Below are 19,372 nucleotides of genomic sequence, written 5' to 3' on the forward strand. Positions count from 1 at the left end.
AGAGACCCGTTAATATTCTCTATATTAGCAATTGTATCAATTCCATCACCTATTGTATCTTGTGCTGTGCTAACTCCTAGATTCACTTTCACACCCGCGCTGGCTGTAATGTAGGTTAGGGTATCTATTCCTGTACCCCCATCGAGAAGATCGTTACCTGCTCCGCCATCTATAGTATCATCACCAACTCCGCCATTGATGGTATTATTGAAATCATTTCCGATGAGGATATTGTTTTGAGCATTACCAGTCGCATCAATATTTAGAGAACCGATTAAAGTAAGGTTTTCAGTATATTGTCCTACTAAGCTAAAGCTAACAGAGGAGTTTACCGTATCGGTTCCACCACCGTTTAGTTCGATCGCTTTATCACCTACATTATCAACATAGTAGGTATCATTACCGAATCCTCCGCTCATAGTGTCAGCTCCGGCTCCACCGTTAATGCTATTGACATTATCATTTCCGCTTAGGACATCATCACCCGAACCACCGATAATATTTTCAATATTGATCAAAGTATCGGTTGCAAATGTTGAAGTGGTAGTACCCAAAGAAAGATTAACGGTGACAGCTACAGTACTTTGAAAATAAGTAACCGTATCGATTCCATCACCGCCATCAATAGTATTAATCCCAGCACCACCGTTTAGTATATCATTACCTGCACCGCCATAAAGTAAGTCATTACCCATATTACCATTTATGACATCTGCATCAATTCCACCATAAACGGTATCATTTCCTTGTCCGCCTGAAAGGGTATTTAAGCCTGCTCCGCCGTTAATAGTGTCATTACCTGCACCTCCAGACAAACTGTCATTTCCAGCTCCACCAGTAATTATATTATTTCCACTATCTCCAGTAAGGGTGTCATTAAATTCTGATCCTATTAAGTTCTCAACATTAATAATGGTATCAGTACCTGATCCAAGAGTGTCTTGAACAGTAAGAGCTAGGTTAATAGTAACGGCAGAGGTTGCACTAACATAAGAAACCGTATCTATTCCTGCTCCGCCATCAATATACTCATTACTGCTTGATGAAAAAAAAGTATCCTCTCCATTTCCTCCATACAAAGCGTCATTCCCACCCATACCATCAATAATATCGTTTCCATCATTCCCTGATATTATATTACCACTACTGTTTCCATAGAGAGTATCATTAAATGTAGACCCTTCAAGATTTTCGACATTGATAATCGTATCGATACCAGCTCCAATGGTATTTTGAGCTGCAGTGACATAAAGCTTAACGGTAACACCTGATACAGCATCATAATAATTTATTCCGTCTACGCCTGCTCCACCATCGATAGTATCATCGCCTGCATTACCAGCAATAGTATCATGACCATCACCACCATACATAACATCGGTCCCTGCTCCACCAAGCAAAAAGTCATTCCCTGAGTTTCCATCAAGAGTATCGTCACCATCTCCACCACTAAGGGTATTCGCTCCGCTGTTACCAGTTAGGGTATTAGCAAGTTCGTTACCGATACCATTTATATCTGCGGTTCCCGTAAGATTTAAGTTTTCAACATATTGTCCAATTAAACTAAAGCCAACAGATGCATTGATAATATCGATTCCTTCATTATTAGCTTCGATTACTGTATCACCTACATTATCAACATAGTAGGTATCATTACCAAGCCCTCCACTCATAGTGTCAGCTCCCGATACACCATCAATAAGGTTGTCTCCACCATTTCCAGTGAGGGTATCATTAAAGTCTGAACCCATCAAGTTTTCAAAACCTGTAAGAGTATCACTACCAGATCCATTGGTAACTTGCAAAGCCGTATTAGCCAAATCAATCGATACAGAAGCTGATGCATAAAAATATGACACCATGTCAGTTCCATATCCGCCATTTAGTACATCATTACCTCCTCCAGCAAAAACAAAATCATTACCATCACCCGCTTGAATACCACAACTACTATCATTGGCACGAAGTACATCTCCATAGTTTGACCCCCATAAATTCTCAAAACCGGAAATATTATCAGGTCCTGATCCACCAGTTACTTGCCAGTTTGGATCAGCAAGATCAATCCATACACCAGCTGAAGCATACGTATAGGACAAAGTATCAATACCACTTCCCCCGTCTAAAATATCACTACCAGCACCCGCATAGAGTATGTCATTTCCTCCTGCTCCATAAAGATCATTTCCGTTACTACCAGCAATAAGCACATCTCCATAATTTGATCCGTATATCGATTCAATTCCAGTGATTGTATCTGTATCATTTCCTGATCCAATATATTGTGCGGTAGTTTTAGAGAGATCAACCCCTACTGCGGCAGATGAGTTTTCATACCATAAGTAATCCCAACCATCTCCACCATCTATAATGTCATTACCAGGATCACCATAAAAACCATCATTACCCGCCCCTCCAATCAATGTATCATTGCCGTTTCCACCCAAGAGACTATCATTACCATCATTTCCATATATGATATCATTGCCGTCCAATCCTGACAAAAGATTATCTGCTGAGTTACCATTAAGAACATTATCTTTGGCATTCCCCGTCCCACTTATAGAATCTATTCCGGTAAGGGTTAAAGTTAGGTATTTATCTGCTAATGTGGTAGTCACTGAAGAAAATATTTCAAACGAAAAATTGGCAATATGACTCAATTGTGTATCACTCAATCCAGCTAAATATGCACTATCCGATAAACTCATAATGTTATTACCTAAAGTTACTGCTGTAGCCGTATCCACAGTCGGAGCATAAAAATGCATAATGCTCTTTGTCTCTCCCGGTGCTAATGTTAAGGTAAATGTTGTCGCCAAATAATCAGCACCTGTTTTTAAAACAGATGTTATTGGGGTAATGGATCCTGAACCCAATATAACATGCACTGAATTTGGACGCGTTGTATAAAAAGAGTTCCCAACACTATACCACTGATCCGCAGTTGTGAATGTGGTATCTCCGGATGAAGTTTGAGTAACGGTTGTACTTCCATTATAATAAATGTCATCCGTCAATGTTATAGTTAATGTTTTAGCAACACTATCCGTATTGGTAAAGTTTTCTATAAACCGCCCAAATCCATTTCCGATATAAGCATCTCTACTCAATATAATCTTATTGGTAGCATCCGTTGCAGTGGTTGTGTTAGCATTAGCACTGGTCACTGTTGGCACCCAATCTCCGATTGCAAATGTGATAGGCGTAGTACCGCTTACGATGGAAAGCATCGCACCTGCATCATAGATATCACTAGGAGATTGAAGTCTAACCAGCTGACCATCCAAGCCGATTTGCCAATTATTTAAACTGCTATCTGTGTAACTTAAACTCATGACGTGACCTTATGTTTATTTTTATCTGTAAATAATTATAAATATATAATCTTAAATTGTACTATAAATCAATTTTTGTTACATCATAAGGAGTCTAGTGAGGTAAAATCAAGAATTACCCGCGAGGGGTATTGTTAAGAAGAAACGTTAGTAGTTACGCCGCGAGGATTTTTTCAACCGTCTCATCGAAAAGGTTTTGGTTCATTCCATATTCTTCGATCAACTCACGGGCATTTTTGAGGGTAGCTTCAGTCATCGTTCCATCGAGACTAATCGCCTCTTTGGCTACTTTGAGAAATTTTGCCATCTCTTGGGTCTCAGGATCGGATGCATCTTCCGGCTCATTAGCAAAACGGATCAAATGAACTAAATCAGGGTCAAAGTTCCATCGGTAAAAAAGAGTTGCGGTCACATCTTCAGATTTTGAACCACAGGCAATAATTTCTGCTTGTTTGGTAGTACCCCCATTAGCTAATGCTTCACTCAACAATGCACCTTGTCCAGATTCAATCAGATAGCGACTAATAACTACTTTACCAAGTTCAAGCAAAAATGAGGCGAGTGAAAGATGTCCTAATAATGAACGATCTACTTTGGATACCCAACGGCTAACCAGTGCATTTTGGAGCTGTGCGCGTGCCAAATAGTTATTTTGAGTCATCCCATACGGAGAGAGATCGATGTCCATACAGTTATTGGCGGCAGAAGCAATCGTAAAAGTGCGTACAGTATCTTTACCCAACAACGAAATCGCTTGTGCAACATCGGTAACGGTACGGCTTAGACCATACATCGGAGAGTTTGCGGTTTTGAGGATATAAGCGGTGATAATCGGATCATCTTTGATCGCATTTGCCATCTCACTCACACCGCTGTTAGGATTATTATAAACCGCTTCTACTTTTTGGACGGTTTCAGGGAGCATCGGAACATGCTCTATTTGTTGCATTAACTCTGGTTTCATTTAATTCTCCAAAATAATTAACTATTTGAGAAGATTATAGAACATTGTAGATTAAATTTATTCTTTAATTTAAAAATTTGATGAAAGGGTGATGAAAGTGTGTAAAAAAGAGGAGACTCCCCATCAGATACCTGCGGCACAAAATCGGTTTAGGTGTGCTGCTGTATTCCTACCCTGACACGATGTCCAAACAAACCCTTGCACAGGTCTAATGAAGAGAGCTGAAATTGTACCCGTACTTAGCTTATGATACAATTAGAGTATGATTTATATTATTACCGCACTCGATGCTGAGGCACGTGCTCTTATCGACTTTTATGGATTAAAGCGGGATATGTCACTCCCCTATACCCTCTATAGCGGGGAGGATATTCTCTTGCTCATCACCGGAGTGGGAGAAAAAAACGCCATGATGGCGGTGAGTGCCCTGCTGGGGTGGAAAACGCCCACAAGCAATGATTGTCTTATCAACATCGGTATTTGTGCCGCTGAGTACGAGATTGGGGAGGCTCTTCTCATCCATCAGATTATCACACAGGGCAAAACCTATTATCCCGATATCCTCTATCCCCATACGCTACGTGAAAGCTCCCTGCTTTGTGTGAATACACCGCAATCTTCGATAACAAACCATCCCGTCGATATGGAGAGTGGCGGAGTTTTTTGTGCCGCTGAGCGTTTTTTCAAACTCCACCAAATGGCGTTTCTCAAAATCGTCTCCGATCATTTCGAACCGCAATCGCTCTCTAAAGAGTTGGTGATATCGCTCATCCACTCCCATCAACGCACCCTAGAATCCATCATCCAAAGCCTCTCACAGTTGTGTTCGAAACCTCCCCTTTTTAGTGAGCATGAGAGGGAGGCTATCGAAGGAGTTAAAGGATATTTCACCAAAAGCCAAGGGGATATCCTCGAGGATGCCTTCTGTTTTTTTCGTCTCAAACACCCTGCAAAACCGCTCCCACTAGAGATAGCAGAGCCCACATCCAAACACCATAGGAGTCAGTTGCATGAGCACCTCATCCACACCCTCGTCTCCTAAGCTCTTTTCCCATCTCTATATCGAGAAAGCTGTTTTGAATCATCCCCAAACACTCGCCATTCGTGCAAAATTTTCCTCCTCACACACCATCATCATCGACCATTACAAAGATGTTTTTAACCGTCCAAACCAAAGTTTCGCCGCCCAAAGTGACTCCAAAAAGCTCATCCTCGCCCGCAAAGAGGGGAAATTTTTACACGAGGGGAGCCAATACAGTGATGGGTTCGATCATGAACAGTTTTTTTATGCCTCCAGCGTGATGGGGTGTTTGTATGATTGCGACTATTGCTACCTCCAAGGGCTCTATCCATCGGCTAACACCGTGTTATTCGTCAACCTCGAAGATGCCTTTGCTCAACTCCTCCCCTATCTGGGGCGCGATACTCTGGTAGCGACATCGTATGACACCGATACGCTGGCTATCGAGTCACTAACACACCAAACATCCACGTGGTTAGAGTTTGCCCAACATCACCCCAACCTCTACCTCGAAATCCGTACCAAAAGTGCCAACATCAACGCCCTAAAAAATACGCTCCCAAATGAGCGCGTCACCCTCGCATGGACCCTCTCACCCCAAGCAATCATCGATGCGTATGAACATTCTACCCCATCACTCTCAAAACGGCTAAGTGCGATAAGCGAAGCGATAAAGTTAGGGTGGAAAGTGAGGCTCTGCGTCGATCCGATCATCCATACCGATGATTTTGAAACCCTCTACCCCCCTCTCATCGAGACGATTTTTGAGCGTATCGATCCCAACGCTATCGAGCATTTAACACTGGGGAGTTTTCGGATGAGCCAGAGCCATCTGCGCTCACTCAAAAAACTCCGCCGTAGCGACATCGCTTTTTACCCCTATACAGTTAAAGATGAGATGGCAACCTACCCAGAAACACTCGAAACAGCTATTTTAGAGAAAATGTTAGCAAAAGCGACTAATTTTATACCGATACAAAGGATACGAACATGGCAACGGCAATCGTAAGTGGAACAAGCTCTGGAATCGGAGAAGCTATTGCTCAAATGCTACTCGATAATGGGTACAAAGTAATCGGTCTCTCTCGGAGCGAAGGGAGCTTAAATCACCCTAATTTTATTCACATCGCGTGTGATTTACGCCATATTCATGAGATCGAAGTGCTCAAAACATTAGAGTCCAACGATTTGAAATTACTCATCAACGCTGCCGGATTTGGACGGTTTGAACCCCACGAAGAGTTGAGCCTCTCTACTATCACCGATATGATTGCCCTCAATCTCACCGCCCCAATCGTCCTCTCAAACCTCTTTTTACGTACCCTCAAAGCCAATCAGGGGAAGATTATCAATATCACCTCTATCGAAGCAACCCGTAGTTCTAAATTTTCCGCCCTCTACAGCGCGACTAAATCAGGGTTGCGTGCGTTCGGGCATTCACTGTTCGAAGAGGTGAGAGCGAGCGGGGTCGGGGTTCTCACCATCAACCCCGATATGACCGATACGCCGTTTTTTGATGATTTGCGTTTTGGTGTCGGTGAAAGCGAAGAGAGTAAACTTTTCGCATCCGATATCGCCAAATCCCTCCTCAATCTCTTATCAATGCGCGATGGAATGTGTACTACCGAACTCACATTGAGACCACAACGGTTTGGGATTACCAAAAAACACTAAAGGAACTCTTTTTGCTTTTAGTATAACTGTAGAAAATTGACTAATCTTTTAACCTTTTTGGTCGATATTATCTACACTAAATGTAAAAGGATTTACTATGGCAGTCAGTTCACTGGGAGCAGGATCGGGAGTACTTACTCAAACCGTTATTGATCAGCTTAAAGCTGCTGATACAAAATCTATCATTACCCCTATTGATAACAAAATTACTTTACAACAACAAAAAAGCAGTGCTATCAGTTTGCTAGACAGTCTACTTACCACATTTAAAAGCAGTGCCAGCGCACTAGACAATGATGCACTGTATCAAAAACGGACCGTATCGGGGAATACTAGCGGTGTGAGTGTTACCGCTAATTCTGGGGTTGACGTGCAATCTTTTTCGATTTCTAATGTCTCCTTAGCACAAAAAAATGTCTTAGAATCAGGAAGTTTTCTTTCCAATACTGCGAGCATCGCTTCGGGTTCAGGTACCATGAAAATGACAGTGGGAGGACTAAGCTACAGCATTGATTATACATCAACAACATCCCTTACGGATCTCAAAAACTCAATCAATACTGTAGCGGGTTCGAGCGTAAGAGCCTCTATTTTACAAGTCGGAACTAATGACTACCGATTGGTTATGAATTCTCAAAAAACCGGTGCCGATCAAAATATTGTCATCTCTGATTCCTCAACGGGTACTCTTAATAATACATTAACTTCTTATAAAGCTATTAGTTCCCAAGCTTTCTCCTCTCCCATCGATACGGTTGCTTCTGGAGCAGGTGATTTAACAGTGAGCGTAGGAGGCAGTAGCTACAATGTCGCCTATGATGCATCTACCTCACTAGAAAATATTCGAGACCTTATTAATGCTTCTGTCGGCTCTTCGGTTGCCACTATCGATGGAAATAACAAACTTATTTTACGTTCATCCGTAGCCGGAGATAGTGCTAGTGTCTCATTAACCGACAATTCAGGGCTTTTAGACTCTAAATTAACGACAACTACCGCTATGGATAAAATTGGGGAACTTCAAGCAGCAACCAATGCCCAATTTAAGTACAATGGGATTACCATCTCTCGTAGCAGTAATACCATCAGCGACCTAACCGTAGGGGTAACGATCAATCTTCTCGAAAATAGCGGAAGTGCTAATATCTCAATCGCTCAAGATACCCAAGCGATTAGTGACGAGATGAACACCTTTGTCCAAAACTACAACTCGCTAACCTCACAGCTTAACAGTATGACAAGCTCCGACACTACAACCGGAACTGTCGGTATTTTTAGTGGTGACAACTCTATCAACTCTATCCGAAGAGAGATAAACCGTGTTGTAACTTCTATGAACAGTAGTGGTATGTCTCTCTCTCAATTTGGAATTGATTTAAGTGAAACAGGGACAATGAGCTTTAATTCTTCCACATTTCTTTCCAAATTCAATACAGATACTACTGCCTCTGAGAAATTTTTAAGCGGGTATACCAAAGTTGACAGTTTAGGACATAGCACAACAACCGATGGTATTTTTACCACTTTAAATACCATGCTAGACCGTTTTCATACAAACATGACCAATTTGACTACCAGTTCAACCAATCAAATCAAGTCACTTAATGACAATAAGACACGTTCTCAAGCATTGCTCGATGCACGTTATACCGCTATGACTGCTCAGTTCGTCCAATACGATACCATTATGACCAAATTAAAAAATCAATTTGCATCCCTCCAAACACAAATCAGTGCATACACAACCGGTAATTAGTCTGTATTAAAAATGGTATCAAAATTGCTTAGTTCTATCATCTAGGTTGATAGGATGCGCAATGCTCAACGGAAAAAATATTCTTATTACCGGTGGAACCGGAAGTTTTGGTAAACAATTTGTCAAAACGATCTTAAAACACTATAAACCCAATAAAATCATCATTTATTCTCGCGACGAACTTAAACAATATGAAATGGCACAACGTTTTAATGAGAAGTGTATGCGTTATTTTATCGGGGACGTCCGTGATCTAAAGCGTCTTGAAAGTGCTATGAACGGTGTTGATTACGTCGTTCATGCTGCCGCACTCAAACATGTCCCTATCGCAGAATACAACCCTATGGAGTGTATCAAAACCAATATCAACGGTGCCCAAAATGTCATCGATGCAGCATTGCATTGCAATGTGAGCCGTGTCATCGCACTCTCTACCGATAAAGCTGCCAGCCCGATTAATCTCTACGGGGCAACCAAACTCGCAAGTGACAAACTCTTTGTTGCCGCTAACAATATTCGTGGCGGTAAAGATATCCGCTTTGGTGTTGTTCGATACGGTAATGTTCTAGGTTCACGCGGTTCCGTCGTCCCGTTTTTCCAAAAACTTATCGCAGATGGAGCAACAGAGTTGCCGATTACTGATGAGCGGATGACCCGTTTTTGGATTACCCTCCAAGAAGGGGTTGATTTCGTCCTCAAAAATTTTCAGCGTATGCACGGCGGAGAGATTTTTATCCCAAAAATACCCTCTATGAAAGTGGTCGATGTTGCTCGTGCCATTGCCCCAGATATGCCCTATAAGAATGTCGGTATCCGTCCGGGTGAAAAAATGCATGAAGTAATGTGCCCACGAGATGATTCCCATCTCACACTTGAATTTCATGACCATTATGTCATCAAACCCTCCATACAATTTACCGAATCTGCCGATTTTAGCCTCAACAATCTCGGCGAAATCGGAAAATTGGTCGAATACGGATTTAAATACAGTTCGGAAACCAATACCGAATGGCTCACACCTGAAGCTCTTTTGGAAAAAATAGCGCTCACCCAAAACGAAGAGAAGTAACGTCTAATGCTACCGTACTCTACTCAGTTTATCGAAGAAGATGATATATCTGCCGTCGTAGAAGTACTGCGCAGTTCCCATCTCACCCAAGGGGCTAAAGTTGAGGAGTTTGAATCGGCTATTGCCTCGTATGTCGGTGCCAAACATTGTATCTCCTTTAACTCTGCTACTTCGGCATTACTAGCGGCTTACGCTGTTGGTGAGATCAAAGAGGATGATGAGATTATCACGACACCGATTAGCTTTGTGGCAACGTCAAATATGGCTATTGCACTGGGGGCTAATCCTAAATTCTGTGACATAAAAATGGATGGCAATATCGATGAGCATCTCATAGAATCACTCATCACACCCCATACAAAAGCGATTGTCCCCGTCGATTTTGCCGGTAAACCGGTGGCGATAAAAAAGATAAAAGAGATTGCTCAAAAACATAATCTTTTGGTCATCGAAGATTCTTCCCACGCTTTGGGGAGCGGTATCGGACATCAAAAAATAGGTTCTTTTGCCGACATGACGATCTTTAGTTTCCATGCTATCAAACCGATTACGACCGGAGAGGGGGGAGCAGTTGTCACCGATAACGACGAGTTCGCACAACGGCTTCGTCTCTTTCGCTCACACGGCATCATCAAAAAACAGCTGTGGAATTCGGATATGGTGAGCTTGGGGCATAATTTCCGTCTCACCGAATTTGCCGCCGCACTGGGGCTTTCACAACTCCATAAACTAAACCGTTTTCTTGAGACACGGGAGCATATTGCCCGCTATTATGATGAGCGTTTTTCGGAACACAAATTGTTCACGACAATCAGTATCGATTCATCTGAACAGAGTGCACGTCATCTTTATCCACTGTTACTCAATCCAGAGCTTCATTGTGTTAAAGAGGAGATTTTTGCCGAATTGCAAACACGGGGGTTAGGGGTGCAAGTCCACTACAAACCCATCTATCAAAACAGTTTTTATAAAGAAAAATTTGGAGAACAACGTCTCGCCACCACAGAGCTTTTTTATAAAAGTGAACTCTCCATCCCCTGCCATCAAAAGATGACGATGGAAGAGGCTGTAACGATTGCCGATACCGTTCTTGACGTGATAGAAAAATACAGTTACAGAGGATGCAGTTTCTAATGCGTATATGTATCATTCCAGCTCGTGGAGGAAGTAAACGGATACCCCGAAAAAATATCAAACCGTTTCACGGCAAACCGATTATTGCCTATAGCATCGAAGCGGCATTGACTTCTTGCTTATTTGATAAAATTATCGTTACTACCGATGATGAAGAGATTGCCGAAGTAGCACGTAAATTTGGTGCTGAAGTCCCTTTTATGCGACCTAAAGAACTCAGTGATGATCACACCGCTACCATCCCCGTTATCGCTCACGCTATCCAAACACTTCAAAACAATTCGGTTATCGATTATGCCTGCTGTATCTATGCCACAGCCCCATTTATCCGTGCTGAAGACATCCATAATGCCTATAACTCCCTTATCACCCATAACAAACAGTACGCTTTTCCTGTTACGACGTTCCCTTTCCCGATTCAGCGTGGTGTGAAACGAGATAATAAGGGTAATATCGACATGTTTTATCCTGAACATTTTGCAACACGCTCTCAAGATCTCGAAGAAGCGTATCACGATGTGGGGCAATTTTATTGGGGAACTCGTGAAGCATGGCTGGAGGGAAAACCGATTTTCTCCGATGCAGCCACGACAATCGTTCTACCCCGACATCTCGTCCAAGATATTGACACTCCAGAAGATTGGATCCGAGCAGAATTGATGCATAAGGTACTCTTCAACACATGAATCTTCTTATTCGCGCAGATTCCTCTAGCACCATAGGGTTGGGACATATTATGCGCGATTTGGTGCTCGCTCAACAATATCCTCATGCCCATATTACATTTGCTTGCCAAAATTTAGTGGGTAATATCATCGATAAAATCCCTTATCCTGTCCATATTCTCAGGACAAATGAGCCCGAAGAGCTGATTAATTCTATAACCTCATTAAAAATCAATATGGTTATTTTTGACCATTACGACATCGATTACTCTTTTGAAAAAAAGATTAAAGAGGCTACTCATATTACGATTATGAGCCTTGATGATACTTACAACTCACACTATTGTGATATTTTACTTAATCACAATATTTCTGCGGACGAAAATCGCTATAAAGATTTGCTCCCTGTGCACTGTGAGCTTCATTGCGGAAAAGATTACACATTAATACGAGATGAATTCCGATCCGAAAAAGAAATTTCTCGAGAAAAAATTTATGATATTTTCATCTCAATGGGAGGGACAGATAGCAGTAATATAACACTTGATATACTAAAATCGATCCCTTGCTCCAAAAAAGTGTGTCTTGCTACTACAACCTCTAATCCAAATTTAAATACTTTATTAACATATACACTCAAATCAACTCAGATCAAAATTCATCTTAACTCCAATGAAATTGCTAAACTCCTCCATCAAAGCCACTTAGCCATTATTACACCTAGTGTGATGGTTCATGAAGTACTGTTTATGGAAATGCCATTTATTGCGATTCAAACCGCATCCAATCAAGACGATATCGTTCAATACTTACATAAACATAATTTCTGTATACTTAATGAATTTGAAGCCACCCAATTTCAAAAACAACTTCAAAGGTTTTTGCCATGAAATACTTTTTTAATTTTATAAATAAGAGTTATACATGATTGAAATAATCGGTGAAATAGGGACGAATCATAACGGTGATATCCAAACAGCCTATCAACTGATAGATATAGCAGCGGAGAATGGATGTCATACCGTTAAATTACAAATATACGATGCCAACGATATTGTATCTTCACGTGTATCTCCTGTACTTTATGGTTATCAAAATGATTATTCAACATGGGCTGAATATATTAATGCCAAGCTTATTACGCCTAAAGAATGGCTTCCTGAACTTGTCGCATATTCTCATAAAAAGAATCTTGATATTATCGCAACACCTCATAGTTTAAAAAATGCCATTATTTGCTTAAATGCAGGGATTAAGCGCTTAAAAATTGCCTCCATGGATTGTAACCATATCCCGTTTATACATGAGTTATCCAAATTACAAGTACCTTTGTTGCTTTCAACGGGTATGGCTACTAGAGCTGAAATCATTGATGCATTTGAAACCATTAGTGCTTATCACTCTGATATAACCCTTTTTCATTGCGTTTCAACCTATCCAACACTTTATCCTGAAGTCAATCTTTCCTTTTTTGAATTTCTTAAAACTCTGACTTTAAATATCGCTCTCTCAGATCATAGTGAAAAAAATGATATAGCCATGATGAGCGTTGTGTACGGGATCAAAGCAGTCGAAAAACATATTACTCTTGATAAAAATCAACTTGGTCCAGATCACTCTTTTGCGCTAGATGCTCAAGGAATTCGTGACCTTTCAATGAGTTTACAAAATGCCCAAATGGCTATGGGTACTCCTACAAAAATACTTTCCTCAAAAGAACAAAAAGGACGAACACTTTACAGACGTGTTATGATTGCAAACAAACCCCTCTCTATTGGGCATATCATCACCGAAAATGATTTCTATTTTGCACGGCCTGAAGCAGTTTTCAATGACACTATCCCGCCAAAAGAGGCTTCTTTATGGGTTGGATGGAGTGTTAAAATGCCCCTTGATGAGCACCAAGCTATTAGACGAGAACATTTTCAATGAGCCGCATTTTATTAAGTGCCGTAGGGGGATCGGTTGCCATCTCTATTATTCGTCATCTTCAATCATTAGGGCATACAATTTTGGGAATGGACTCGAATAATGAATGTCCGGCACGCTATTTTGTTGATGAATTTTTTTGTTCTCCCTCTATTGAAAATGTAGATCAATATCTCTCTTTTATTGCGCACTTAAATTTTGATCTTTTTTTTCCTTGGCTTGATGAAGAGCATCGTTTATTCGCTACCGTAAAAATAGATCCGATATTACGTAAACGCATCGTTACCTCATCACCACTGAGTATTTTAACTGCTACAAGTAAACTCTCAACATATAACTTTGCTCAAACCCATAGAATCAGAGTTGCTGATTTAACACGCACTGCTCCTGCCTTTGTTCGAAAAGATTTTAGCAGAGGGAGTAAAGGTGCGTGGCTTGAATCATCACCTGAACTACTTGCTCAACTTGATCACTCATCTCATATTATTCAAACGCTTCTCATAGGGGATGAATTTACGGTCGATACTCTCTCTGATTGTAGTGGAAAACCCCTGTTTGCTCTGGCAAGGAAACGGATAAAGGCATCTAACGTCAGCCTCATCGGCGAGGTAGTAGATGAGCCCGAAATTATTGAAATTGCATTAAAACTACTTGCCAATCTCCCAATTATTGGACCAGCGAATATCCAATTTATTAAAAATGAAGAAGGGATATTTCTAATTGAGATCAATCCCCGTATTGCAGGCAGTGCTATTTTATCGATACACGCTGGATTTGATCCATTAAACAGTTACATCAAAATTTTTCACAATGAAGGGTTTGAGCTACCTAAACCGAAATATGGTCTCAAAATGTATCGTTATTTGACGGAGCATTATGTCTAATCTAGCTACCATGCTTACAGAATATGATACTGTACTATTTGATCTTGATGGTACACTTTTTTCACAAATTGACTATGACTATAGAGTTTTTACCTCTTTTTTTAAGGATCATACGATTGCAATGATGTTGGCAAATTTTAAAGCATCTTTGGGTTATGCCCATCCGAATGTTTTTGATTTATTTGCTGTCCAACATTCAGAAATCGATTTTTCTGTACAAGAGTTACTATCTTTTTATCGTACTTATCTACCTGATTTATCCGATTTGAAAACTTTATCGCCATTACTGTCACAACTTTGTGAAAAAAGAAAAATTCTCATCTCTAATGGAGGTGAAATAAAACAATGGCATAAAATAAGATCTTTGAATCTTGAAAGTTTTTTTGAAACAATCATTATCTTAGACCCCCATCGTAATGATCTTCTAAAACCATCTCCTCAATCTTTTCTCACCCTTGAACCTTTTCCTGCTAAAGCAGTAATGGTTGGAGATCAAGAATCTACAGATGGAGTTTTTGCTTCTAATTGTCATATACCATTTATCTTTTTCCAATTTCCATCCGATATTACCTCAAAGGAATAATTATGCATTGCCCACACTGTTCATCAGCGAGTAATAAAGTTTTTTTTACACGCTCTATACCGATTTATCCGTTTACTGTCTCTCCCGAAACTGCTCTCACAATGCCAAATGAGCTCACACAAGTTATAGAACTGAATTACCTTTATTGTTCTCAGTGTGGGTTAGTATACAGTCATCTCCGCCCTCAAGATCATGAATTACTCAATACCATCTATGAAAAATTCTATTTTTATATCTCTCGAACCAATATCATTGACTATGAATTATCATCATTTTTGGATGTAACAGCTCAATGGATCAATCATAAATCTACCGTTGCTGAAATAGGGTGTTATGATGGGTCACTATTAGCACTTATACGTGAACGTTTCGATATTTCTAATCTGATAGGCATTGAACCTTCCCGCAAGGGTGGAGAGACGGCTAGAGAACGTGGAATTACAGTAATCACTGATTTTTTTCCGACCAATCAACTCGTCACGAAATGCGATACGATTATTTCCAGACACGTTATTGAACACATCAGTGATATCAAAACTTTTTTAGTCAGTCAGTTTAAGGCGATTAGTGATGATGGGATAGTAATTTGTGAAACACCCAATGTAGATTGGGCGCTTATACACGGAAGTGATAAACCTTTTCATTTTCAACATATCACCCTTTTGACAAAGCAATATTTTTTAACTCTCCTCAAAGAGATCGGTGTTAAGTTTGTATCTATTATAGAGCTTGATTATCGAATTATCGTTGCAGCATCTCATATCCCCCATACCAAAATGGTTCCGATCGAAACAGTTATCCAAGATAATAATCTTTTTATTTCCCATCTAACCTCTTTTCAAAATCGTGTTGATACCCATTTTTTAAGAGTTAAAAACCTATTAGATCAGATCAATGGTTCAGTCGCTATATGGGGTGCAGGAAGCTTTGGTGGGAATATTGTAGCCAATTTACCTCTTAATTTACTCCAAAAAATTGATTATATTATTGATTCTGACACGTCGAAAGAAGGGTATAAGTTTTTATTCTTTGATATCTTAGTTTCATCCCCTCACGTTCTCATTAACAATGATATTACACATATCTTAATTATGTCAACCTATGAAAAAGAAATTTTTGAAGTAATACAGCAAATTTCGCCCTCTCAATCTATTATGATTGTAACCATGTATACCGATGTTGTTTTATATCAATACCATCCGGATAGCAAACAAATTATTAGAGTTTCTCAATGAAGCGTATTTTAATTGTTGCAGCACACCCTGATGATGAAGTACTTGGTTGCTTCGGAACTGTCGCACGCCTCATCTCAGAAGGTTACGAAGCTTATACCCTCATCCTAGGGGAAGGAATCACCAGTAGAGCGGATAAACGTAACCCAAAATTGCATCAAGAAGCACTCGAAACATTGCACCGCAATATCCATGAAGCCAATAATTCTATCGGAATAAAAAAGGTATTTATAGAAAACTTTCCGGATAACCGTTTTGACAGTGTTGATTTATTAGACATTATCAAAGTAATTACCTCCATAAAAGAAGAGATACAACCGCAAATTATATTTACCCATTATCCGCATGATCTTAATATTGACCATCAAATCACCTATCAAGCTGTCTTAACCGCAACCCGTCCTATGAGTAATGAATGCGTCAGAGAGATCTATGCTTTTGAAGTTCTATCATCCACTGAATGGAATTACCCTCTCTCTTTTTCTCCTGATTTGTATTATGATATTACTAATACTCTGCCATTAAAAGTCAAAGCTATGGAACATTATCATGGAGAACTTCGAGATTTTCCCCATCCTAGAAGTCTTGAAGGGATTGAACTGGTTGCTACTTACTGGGGAATGCGTACTGGAATTTCCAAGGCTGAAGCTTTTAAAACCGTCCGTATGCTTCGATGAGTATGATTAATTTTACACATCTTACACTACAACAAAAAGAGGATGTATTATTATGGCGGAATCATCCAAATGTCAGAAAATGGATGTTACATTCTGATCCAATCACGCTCCAAGAACATCTGCTTTTTATTAATACACTTCAAAATGCCCCTACAAAACAATATTTTTTAATTGAAGACTATGGAGTTATCTATTTTTCAGAGATTGATTTTGAACAAAAAAATGCTTATTTTGGACTTTATGCAAACCCCTATTCTACTGTAACAGGAAAAGGGAAGATATTGATGGAATCAATTTTAGCTTATGCTATTAATCATTTGCAACTTGATACTTTAAAGCTAGAAGTTTTTGCAAACAATTTTAATGCAATACGTTTATATCAACAATTTTCTTTCGTTGAAATTGAGCGTATTCATACGAATAATAATAATTTGCTCGTTATGAAACATACTTTTTAGACATCTCAATTATCTCTTTAAATTTATCCTCGTTTTCCCACATTAACACACCTTTGGAAACTCTAATAAGGGTACTTTGAATCGATCCAGCCATCGAAAATAACCAAAATTTATGGGCATAAATCCAATCAATCAGTTTGATTTTTCTCTCTAAATCATCTTCTACATTACGCACCATAATCGTTGCTAATTCAATCTCTTGATGAAGCATCAATGGCATCATAACCGTACCAAAAAGTTTATCAAAACGTTCATCTTCAAACAATTCTTTTATTGCATCAATTTTTTTATTCAATCCAAGCAAAAGGTCAAAATCAATCTCGTCCAATTTCTCTTCATTTTTGAGTTTTTCAATCTTTTCCAATTCCTCAACTGTCTCCAAAAAGACCTTTTCACACTCGCTTTTTACACGTTCACCATGCTCAAAAAAATCTTTGATTGTAGAGATAGTTAAACCAATTGCTTTGTTACAGATTTCATCATTCGGAGTATTTAGTTTTATCCGTGCTTTTTTAAATGTTGTATCAACAAATTCTGAAAGAAATGTCTCAAAAGGGATCTCAATTGCCCCTTCAATACGTGCACCCCCTTCAGTAGCATTGTACGCGATAAAGCGACCTGCATCATTCATTTGCGCTATAGAGATTTCAAAATAGTTTTTAAACATCTGCCATACAAGTGTCGTTCTTACTTCGCCATCTCCCCCGTACGCTGTTGTATAGAGATCAGATTCTTTTTGTTTTACTTCATCATCTCCAAATATATGCCCTTTAGCGTGCGATAATCCATCTTTGGCATACGCCAAATCTTGACCAATTAATACTATCTTATCAAAACCCGATAAGGCGGCAAATTCAAATGCCATATTTGCAGCACTCATACCGGAACCAATATAACCCCATTCATGGTGTTCAAAACCTGTCAAATATCCAAAAGGTCTCATGCTAAGCTGTAATGTCCCTCCGACAATATTCTCTATTAACTCTTGATGTGCAATAGATGAAATCATAAAATTAACACCTTTAAAAGCACTTTTCGGCGTTTTTTTATAAAATGATGCTGTTGCAGATACCCGCTCAATCGAAAAAACCATATCAGGCTTAATTTTATGTGCTACTAATATAGGAAAACTTGCATCCAATGATAAAATAGTAATATGTTGTTGATATTTTTTTAGCAAAGGGAGTTGTTTTGCTAACGATGGACCTGTTGAGACAATGACTGCGATTGAACTATTTTTTCCCTTTTTAACCGCTTCGTACAAAGTAGGACCATGAATCATTCGAGGCAAATTTCGTATATGATGTTCCACCCCTATCAGCGAGTCTACAACATCATTACCAATCGCATATGCCAAATGTTTTAAACTATCCACTACCAAGGTATTAATTCGCGATATATCATCAAAATATTTTTCATAAAATCCAAATGGTATTAAGAGATTATATACTTTTGCATACAATTTGGCCGTACCGCTAAAAATAACATTGACCATACGATCAAACGTCATATCTTCACTCAGTTCAACCCGAAATCTCCGTTCCATAATCTCTTGACTAAAATCAATCATATTGAGAACAATATAGATAATCTCTAATTCCGGTTCGAAAATGACTAAACGTTGATGTACCGGGTTTTGCAGCAACATTTTATACAGTATACCATTCCCTAAACCAAAAAAATAGAGATAAGGATAACGTTGATAGTTTATACAATCTTTATAGGCAAGCTCTGTTTCTTCAATAGGTTTACCACAATAAATTGGTGTTAAATCATTTTTAGAAATAATATTAATATTGGCGGGATCACTATCAACATAAACCTCAAAAGAGTTATTTTCACGTAATTCAAATATTTTTGCCGTCAAAAGAGGATCAACACTGAGCAGTGCTTCCAAATTGCGTTGTAAAATATCCATGCTATTCCTTTAGAGATGATACGGTGCAGTAATCACCCTTTACTGAGGGGTGATGAAAATAGGGAGAAAT

The 19,372-nt window shown here is 39.4% G+C and carries 17 protein-coding genes and 1 other RNA gene; 14 read left to right on the forward strand and 4 right to left on the reverse strand.

Annotated elements, in window-relative coordinates; translation table 11 throughout:
- From PHC76_RS06385 to ffs, 3 genes are all read right to left on the reverse strand, one after another.
- On the reverse strand, positions 1-3,338 hold a 3,338-nt coding region (locus tag PHC76_RS06385), incomplete at its 3' end, for a calcium-binding protein (RefSeq protein ID WP_299974364.1).
- Between the two features lie 154 nt (positions 3,339-3,492).
- On the reverse strand, positions 3,493-4,302 hold the full coding sequence (locus tag PHC76_RS06390; protein WP_299974366.1) for an HDOD domain-containing protein: 810 nt from the start codon (positions 4,300-4,302) through the stop codon (positions 3,493-3,495).
- A 117-nt stretch (positions 4,303-4,419) separates the two neighbouring features.
- Positions 4,420-4,517: signal recognition particle sRNA small type (gene ffs, locus PHC76_RS06395), an RNA gene on the reverse strand.
- A gap of 47 nt (positions 4,518-4,564) precedes the next feature.
- Here ffs and PHC76_RS06400 point away from each other — a divergent pair.
- From PHC76_RS06400 to pseH, 14 genes are all read left to right on the forward strand, one after another.
- Positions 4,565-5,344 carry a hypothetical protein gene (locus PHC76_RS06400; protein ID WP_299974369.1) on the forward strand — a complete coding sequence of 260 codons (780 nt, stop codon included), beginning with the start codon at positions 4,565-4,567 and terminating at the stop codon, positions 5,342-5,344.
- Positions 5,313-6,332 carry a spore photoproduct lyase family protein gene (locus PHC76_RS06405; RefSeq protein WP_299974372.1) on the forward strand — a complete coding sequence of 340 codons (1,020 nt, stop codon included), beginning with the start codon at positions 5,313-5,315 and terminating at the stop codon, positions 6,330-6,332. The genes PHC76_RS06400 and PHC76_RS06405 overlap by 32 nt, the downstream gene beginning before the upstream one ends.
- Positions 6,314-6,997 carry an SDR family NAD(P)-dependent oxidoreductase gene (locus PHC76_RS06410; RefSeq protein ID WP_299974375.1) on the forward strand — a complete coding sequence of 228 codons (684 nt, stop codon included), beginning with the start codon at positions 6,314-6,316 and terminating at the stop codon, positions 6,995-6,997. The genes PHC76_RS06405 and PHC76_RS06410 overlap by 19 nt, the downstream gene beginning before the upstream one ends.
- Positions 6,998-7,094: 97 nt before the next feature.
- Complete coding sequence (gene fliD / locus PHC76_RS06415) at positions 7,095-8,753, forward strand: flagellar filament capping protein FliD (RefSeq protein ID WP_299974377.1); 1,659 nt, start codon at positions 7,095-7,097, stop codon at positions 8,751-8,753.
- A gap of 61 nt (positions 8,754-8,814) precedes the next feature.
- Positions 8,815-9,822: a UDP-N-acetylglucosamine 4,6-dehydratase (inverting) gene (pseB, locus tag PHC76_RS06420; RefSeq protein ID WP_299974380.1), complete on the forward strand. Its 1,008-nt coding sequence runs from the start codon at positions 8,815-8,817 to the stop codon at positions 9,820-9,822.
- A 6-nt stretch (positions 9,823-9,828) separates the two neighbouring features.
- Entirely contained in the window at positions 9,829-10,956 is a 1,128-nt protein-coding gene (pseC, locus tag PHC76_RS06425; protein ID WP_299974383.1) for a UDP-4-amino-4,6-dideoxy-N-acetyl-beta-L-altrosamine transaminase, read from the forward strand.
- Positions 10,956-11,642: a pseudaminic acid cytidylyltransferase gene (gene pseF / locus PHC76_RS06430; protein WP_299974385.1), complete on the forward strand. Its 687-nt coding sequence runs from the start codon at positions 10,956-10,958 to the stop codon at positions 11,640-11,642. Before pseC ends, pseF begins: the two co-directional genes overlap by 1 nt.
- Positions 11,639-12,511: a UDP-2,4-diacetamido-2,4,6-trideoxy-beta-L-altropyranose hydrolase gene (gene pseG, locus PHC76_RS06435; protein WP_299974388.1), complete on the forward strand. Its 873-nt coding sequence runs from the start codon at positions 11,639-11,641 to the stop codon at positions 12,509-12,511. The genes pseF and pseG overlap by 4 nt, the downstream gene beginning before the upstream one ends.
- Positions 12,512-12,545: 34 nt before the next feature.
- Complete coding sequence (locus PHC76_RS06440) at positions 12,546-13,553, forward strand: N-acetylneuraminate synthase family protein (RefSeq protein WP_299974391.1); 1,008 nt, start codon at positions 12,546-12,548, stop codon at positions 13,551-13,553.
- Entirely contained in the window at positions 13,550-14,434 is an 885-nt protein-coding gene (locus PHC76_RS06445; RefSeq protein WP_299974394.1) for an ATP-grasp domain-containing protein, read from the forward strand. Before PHC76_RS06440 ends, PHC76_RS06445 begins: the two co-directional genes overlap by 4 nt.
- Complete coding sequence (locus PHC76_RS06450) at positions 14,427-15,017, forward strand: HAD hydrolase-like protein (RefSeq protein WP_299974397.1); 591 nt, start codon at positions 14,427-14,429, stop codon at positions 15,015-15,017. Before PHC76_RS06445 ends, PHC76_RS06450 begins: the two co-directional genes overlap by 8 nt.
- 2 nt (positions 15,018-15,019) lie before the next feature.
- Entirely contained in the window at positions 15,020-16,252 is a 1,233-nt protein-coding gene (locus PHC76_RS06455; protein WP_299974400.1) for a class I SAM-dependent methyltransferase, read from the forward strand.
- Positions 16,249-16,926, forward strand: coding sequence for a PIG-L deacetylase family protein (locus PHC76_RS06460; RefSeq protein WP_299974403.1), 678 nt, complete (start codon positions 16,249-16,251; stop codon positions 16,924-16,926). The genes PHC76_RS06455 and PHC76_RS06460 overlap by 4 nt, the downstream gene beginning before the upstream one ends.
- A 2-nt stretch (positions 16,927-16,928) precedes the next feature.
- Positions 16,929-17,384, forward strand: coding sequence for a UDP-4-amino-4,6-dideoxy-N-acetyl-beta-L-altrosamine N-acetyltransferase (pseH, locus tag PHC76_RS06465; protein WP_299974406.1), 456 nt, complete (start codon positions 16,929-16,931; stop codon positions 17,382-17,384).
- Here pseH and PHC76_RS06470 read toward each other — a convergent pair.
- Positions 17,365-19,302 carry a 6-hydroxymethylpterin diphosphokinase MptE-like protein gene (locus tag PHC76_RS06470; protein WP_299974409.1) on the reverse strand — a complete coding sequence of 646 codons (1,938 nt, stop codon included), beginning with the start codon at positions 19,300-19,302 and terminating at the stop codon, positions 17,365-17,367. The genes pseH and PHC76_RS06470 overlap by 20 nt on opposite strands.
- Positions 19,303-19,372 lie beyond the last annotated feature (70 nt).

Source organism: Sulfuricurvum sp., from assembly GCF_028710345.1.
In the GTDB taxonomy this organism is placed as follows: Bacteria; Campylobacterota; Campylobacteria; order Campylobacterales; family Sulfurimonadaceae; genus Sulfuricurvum.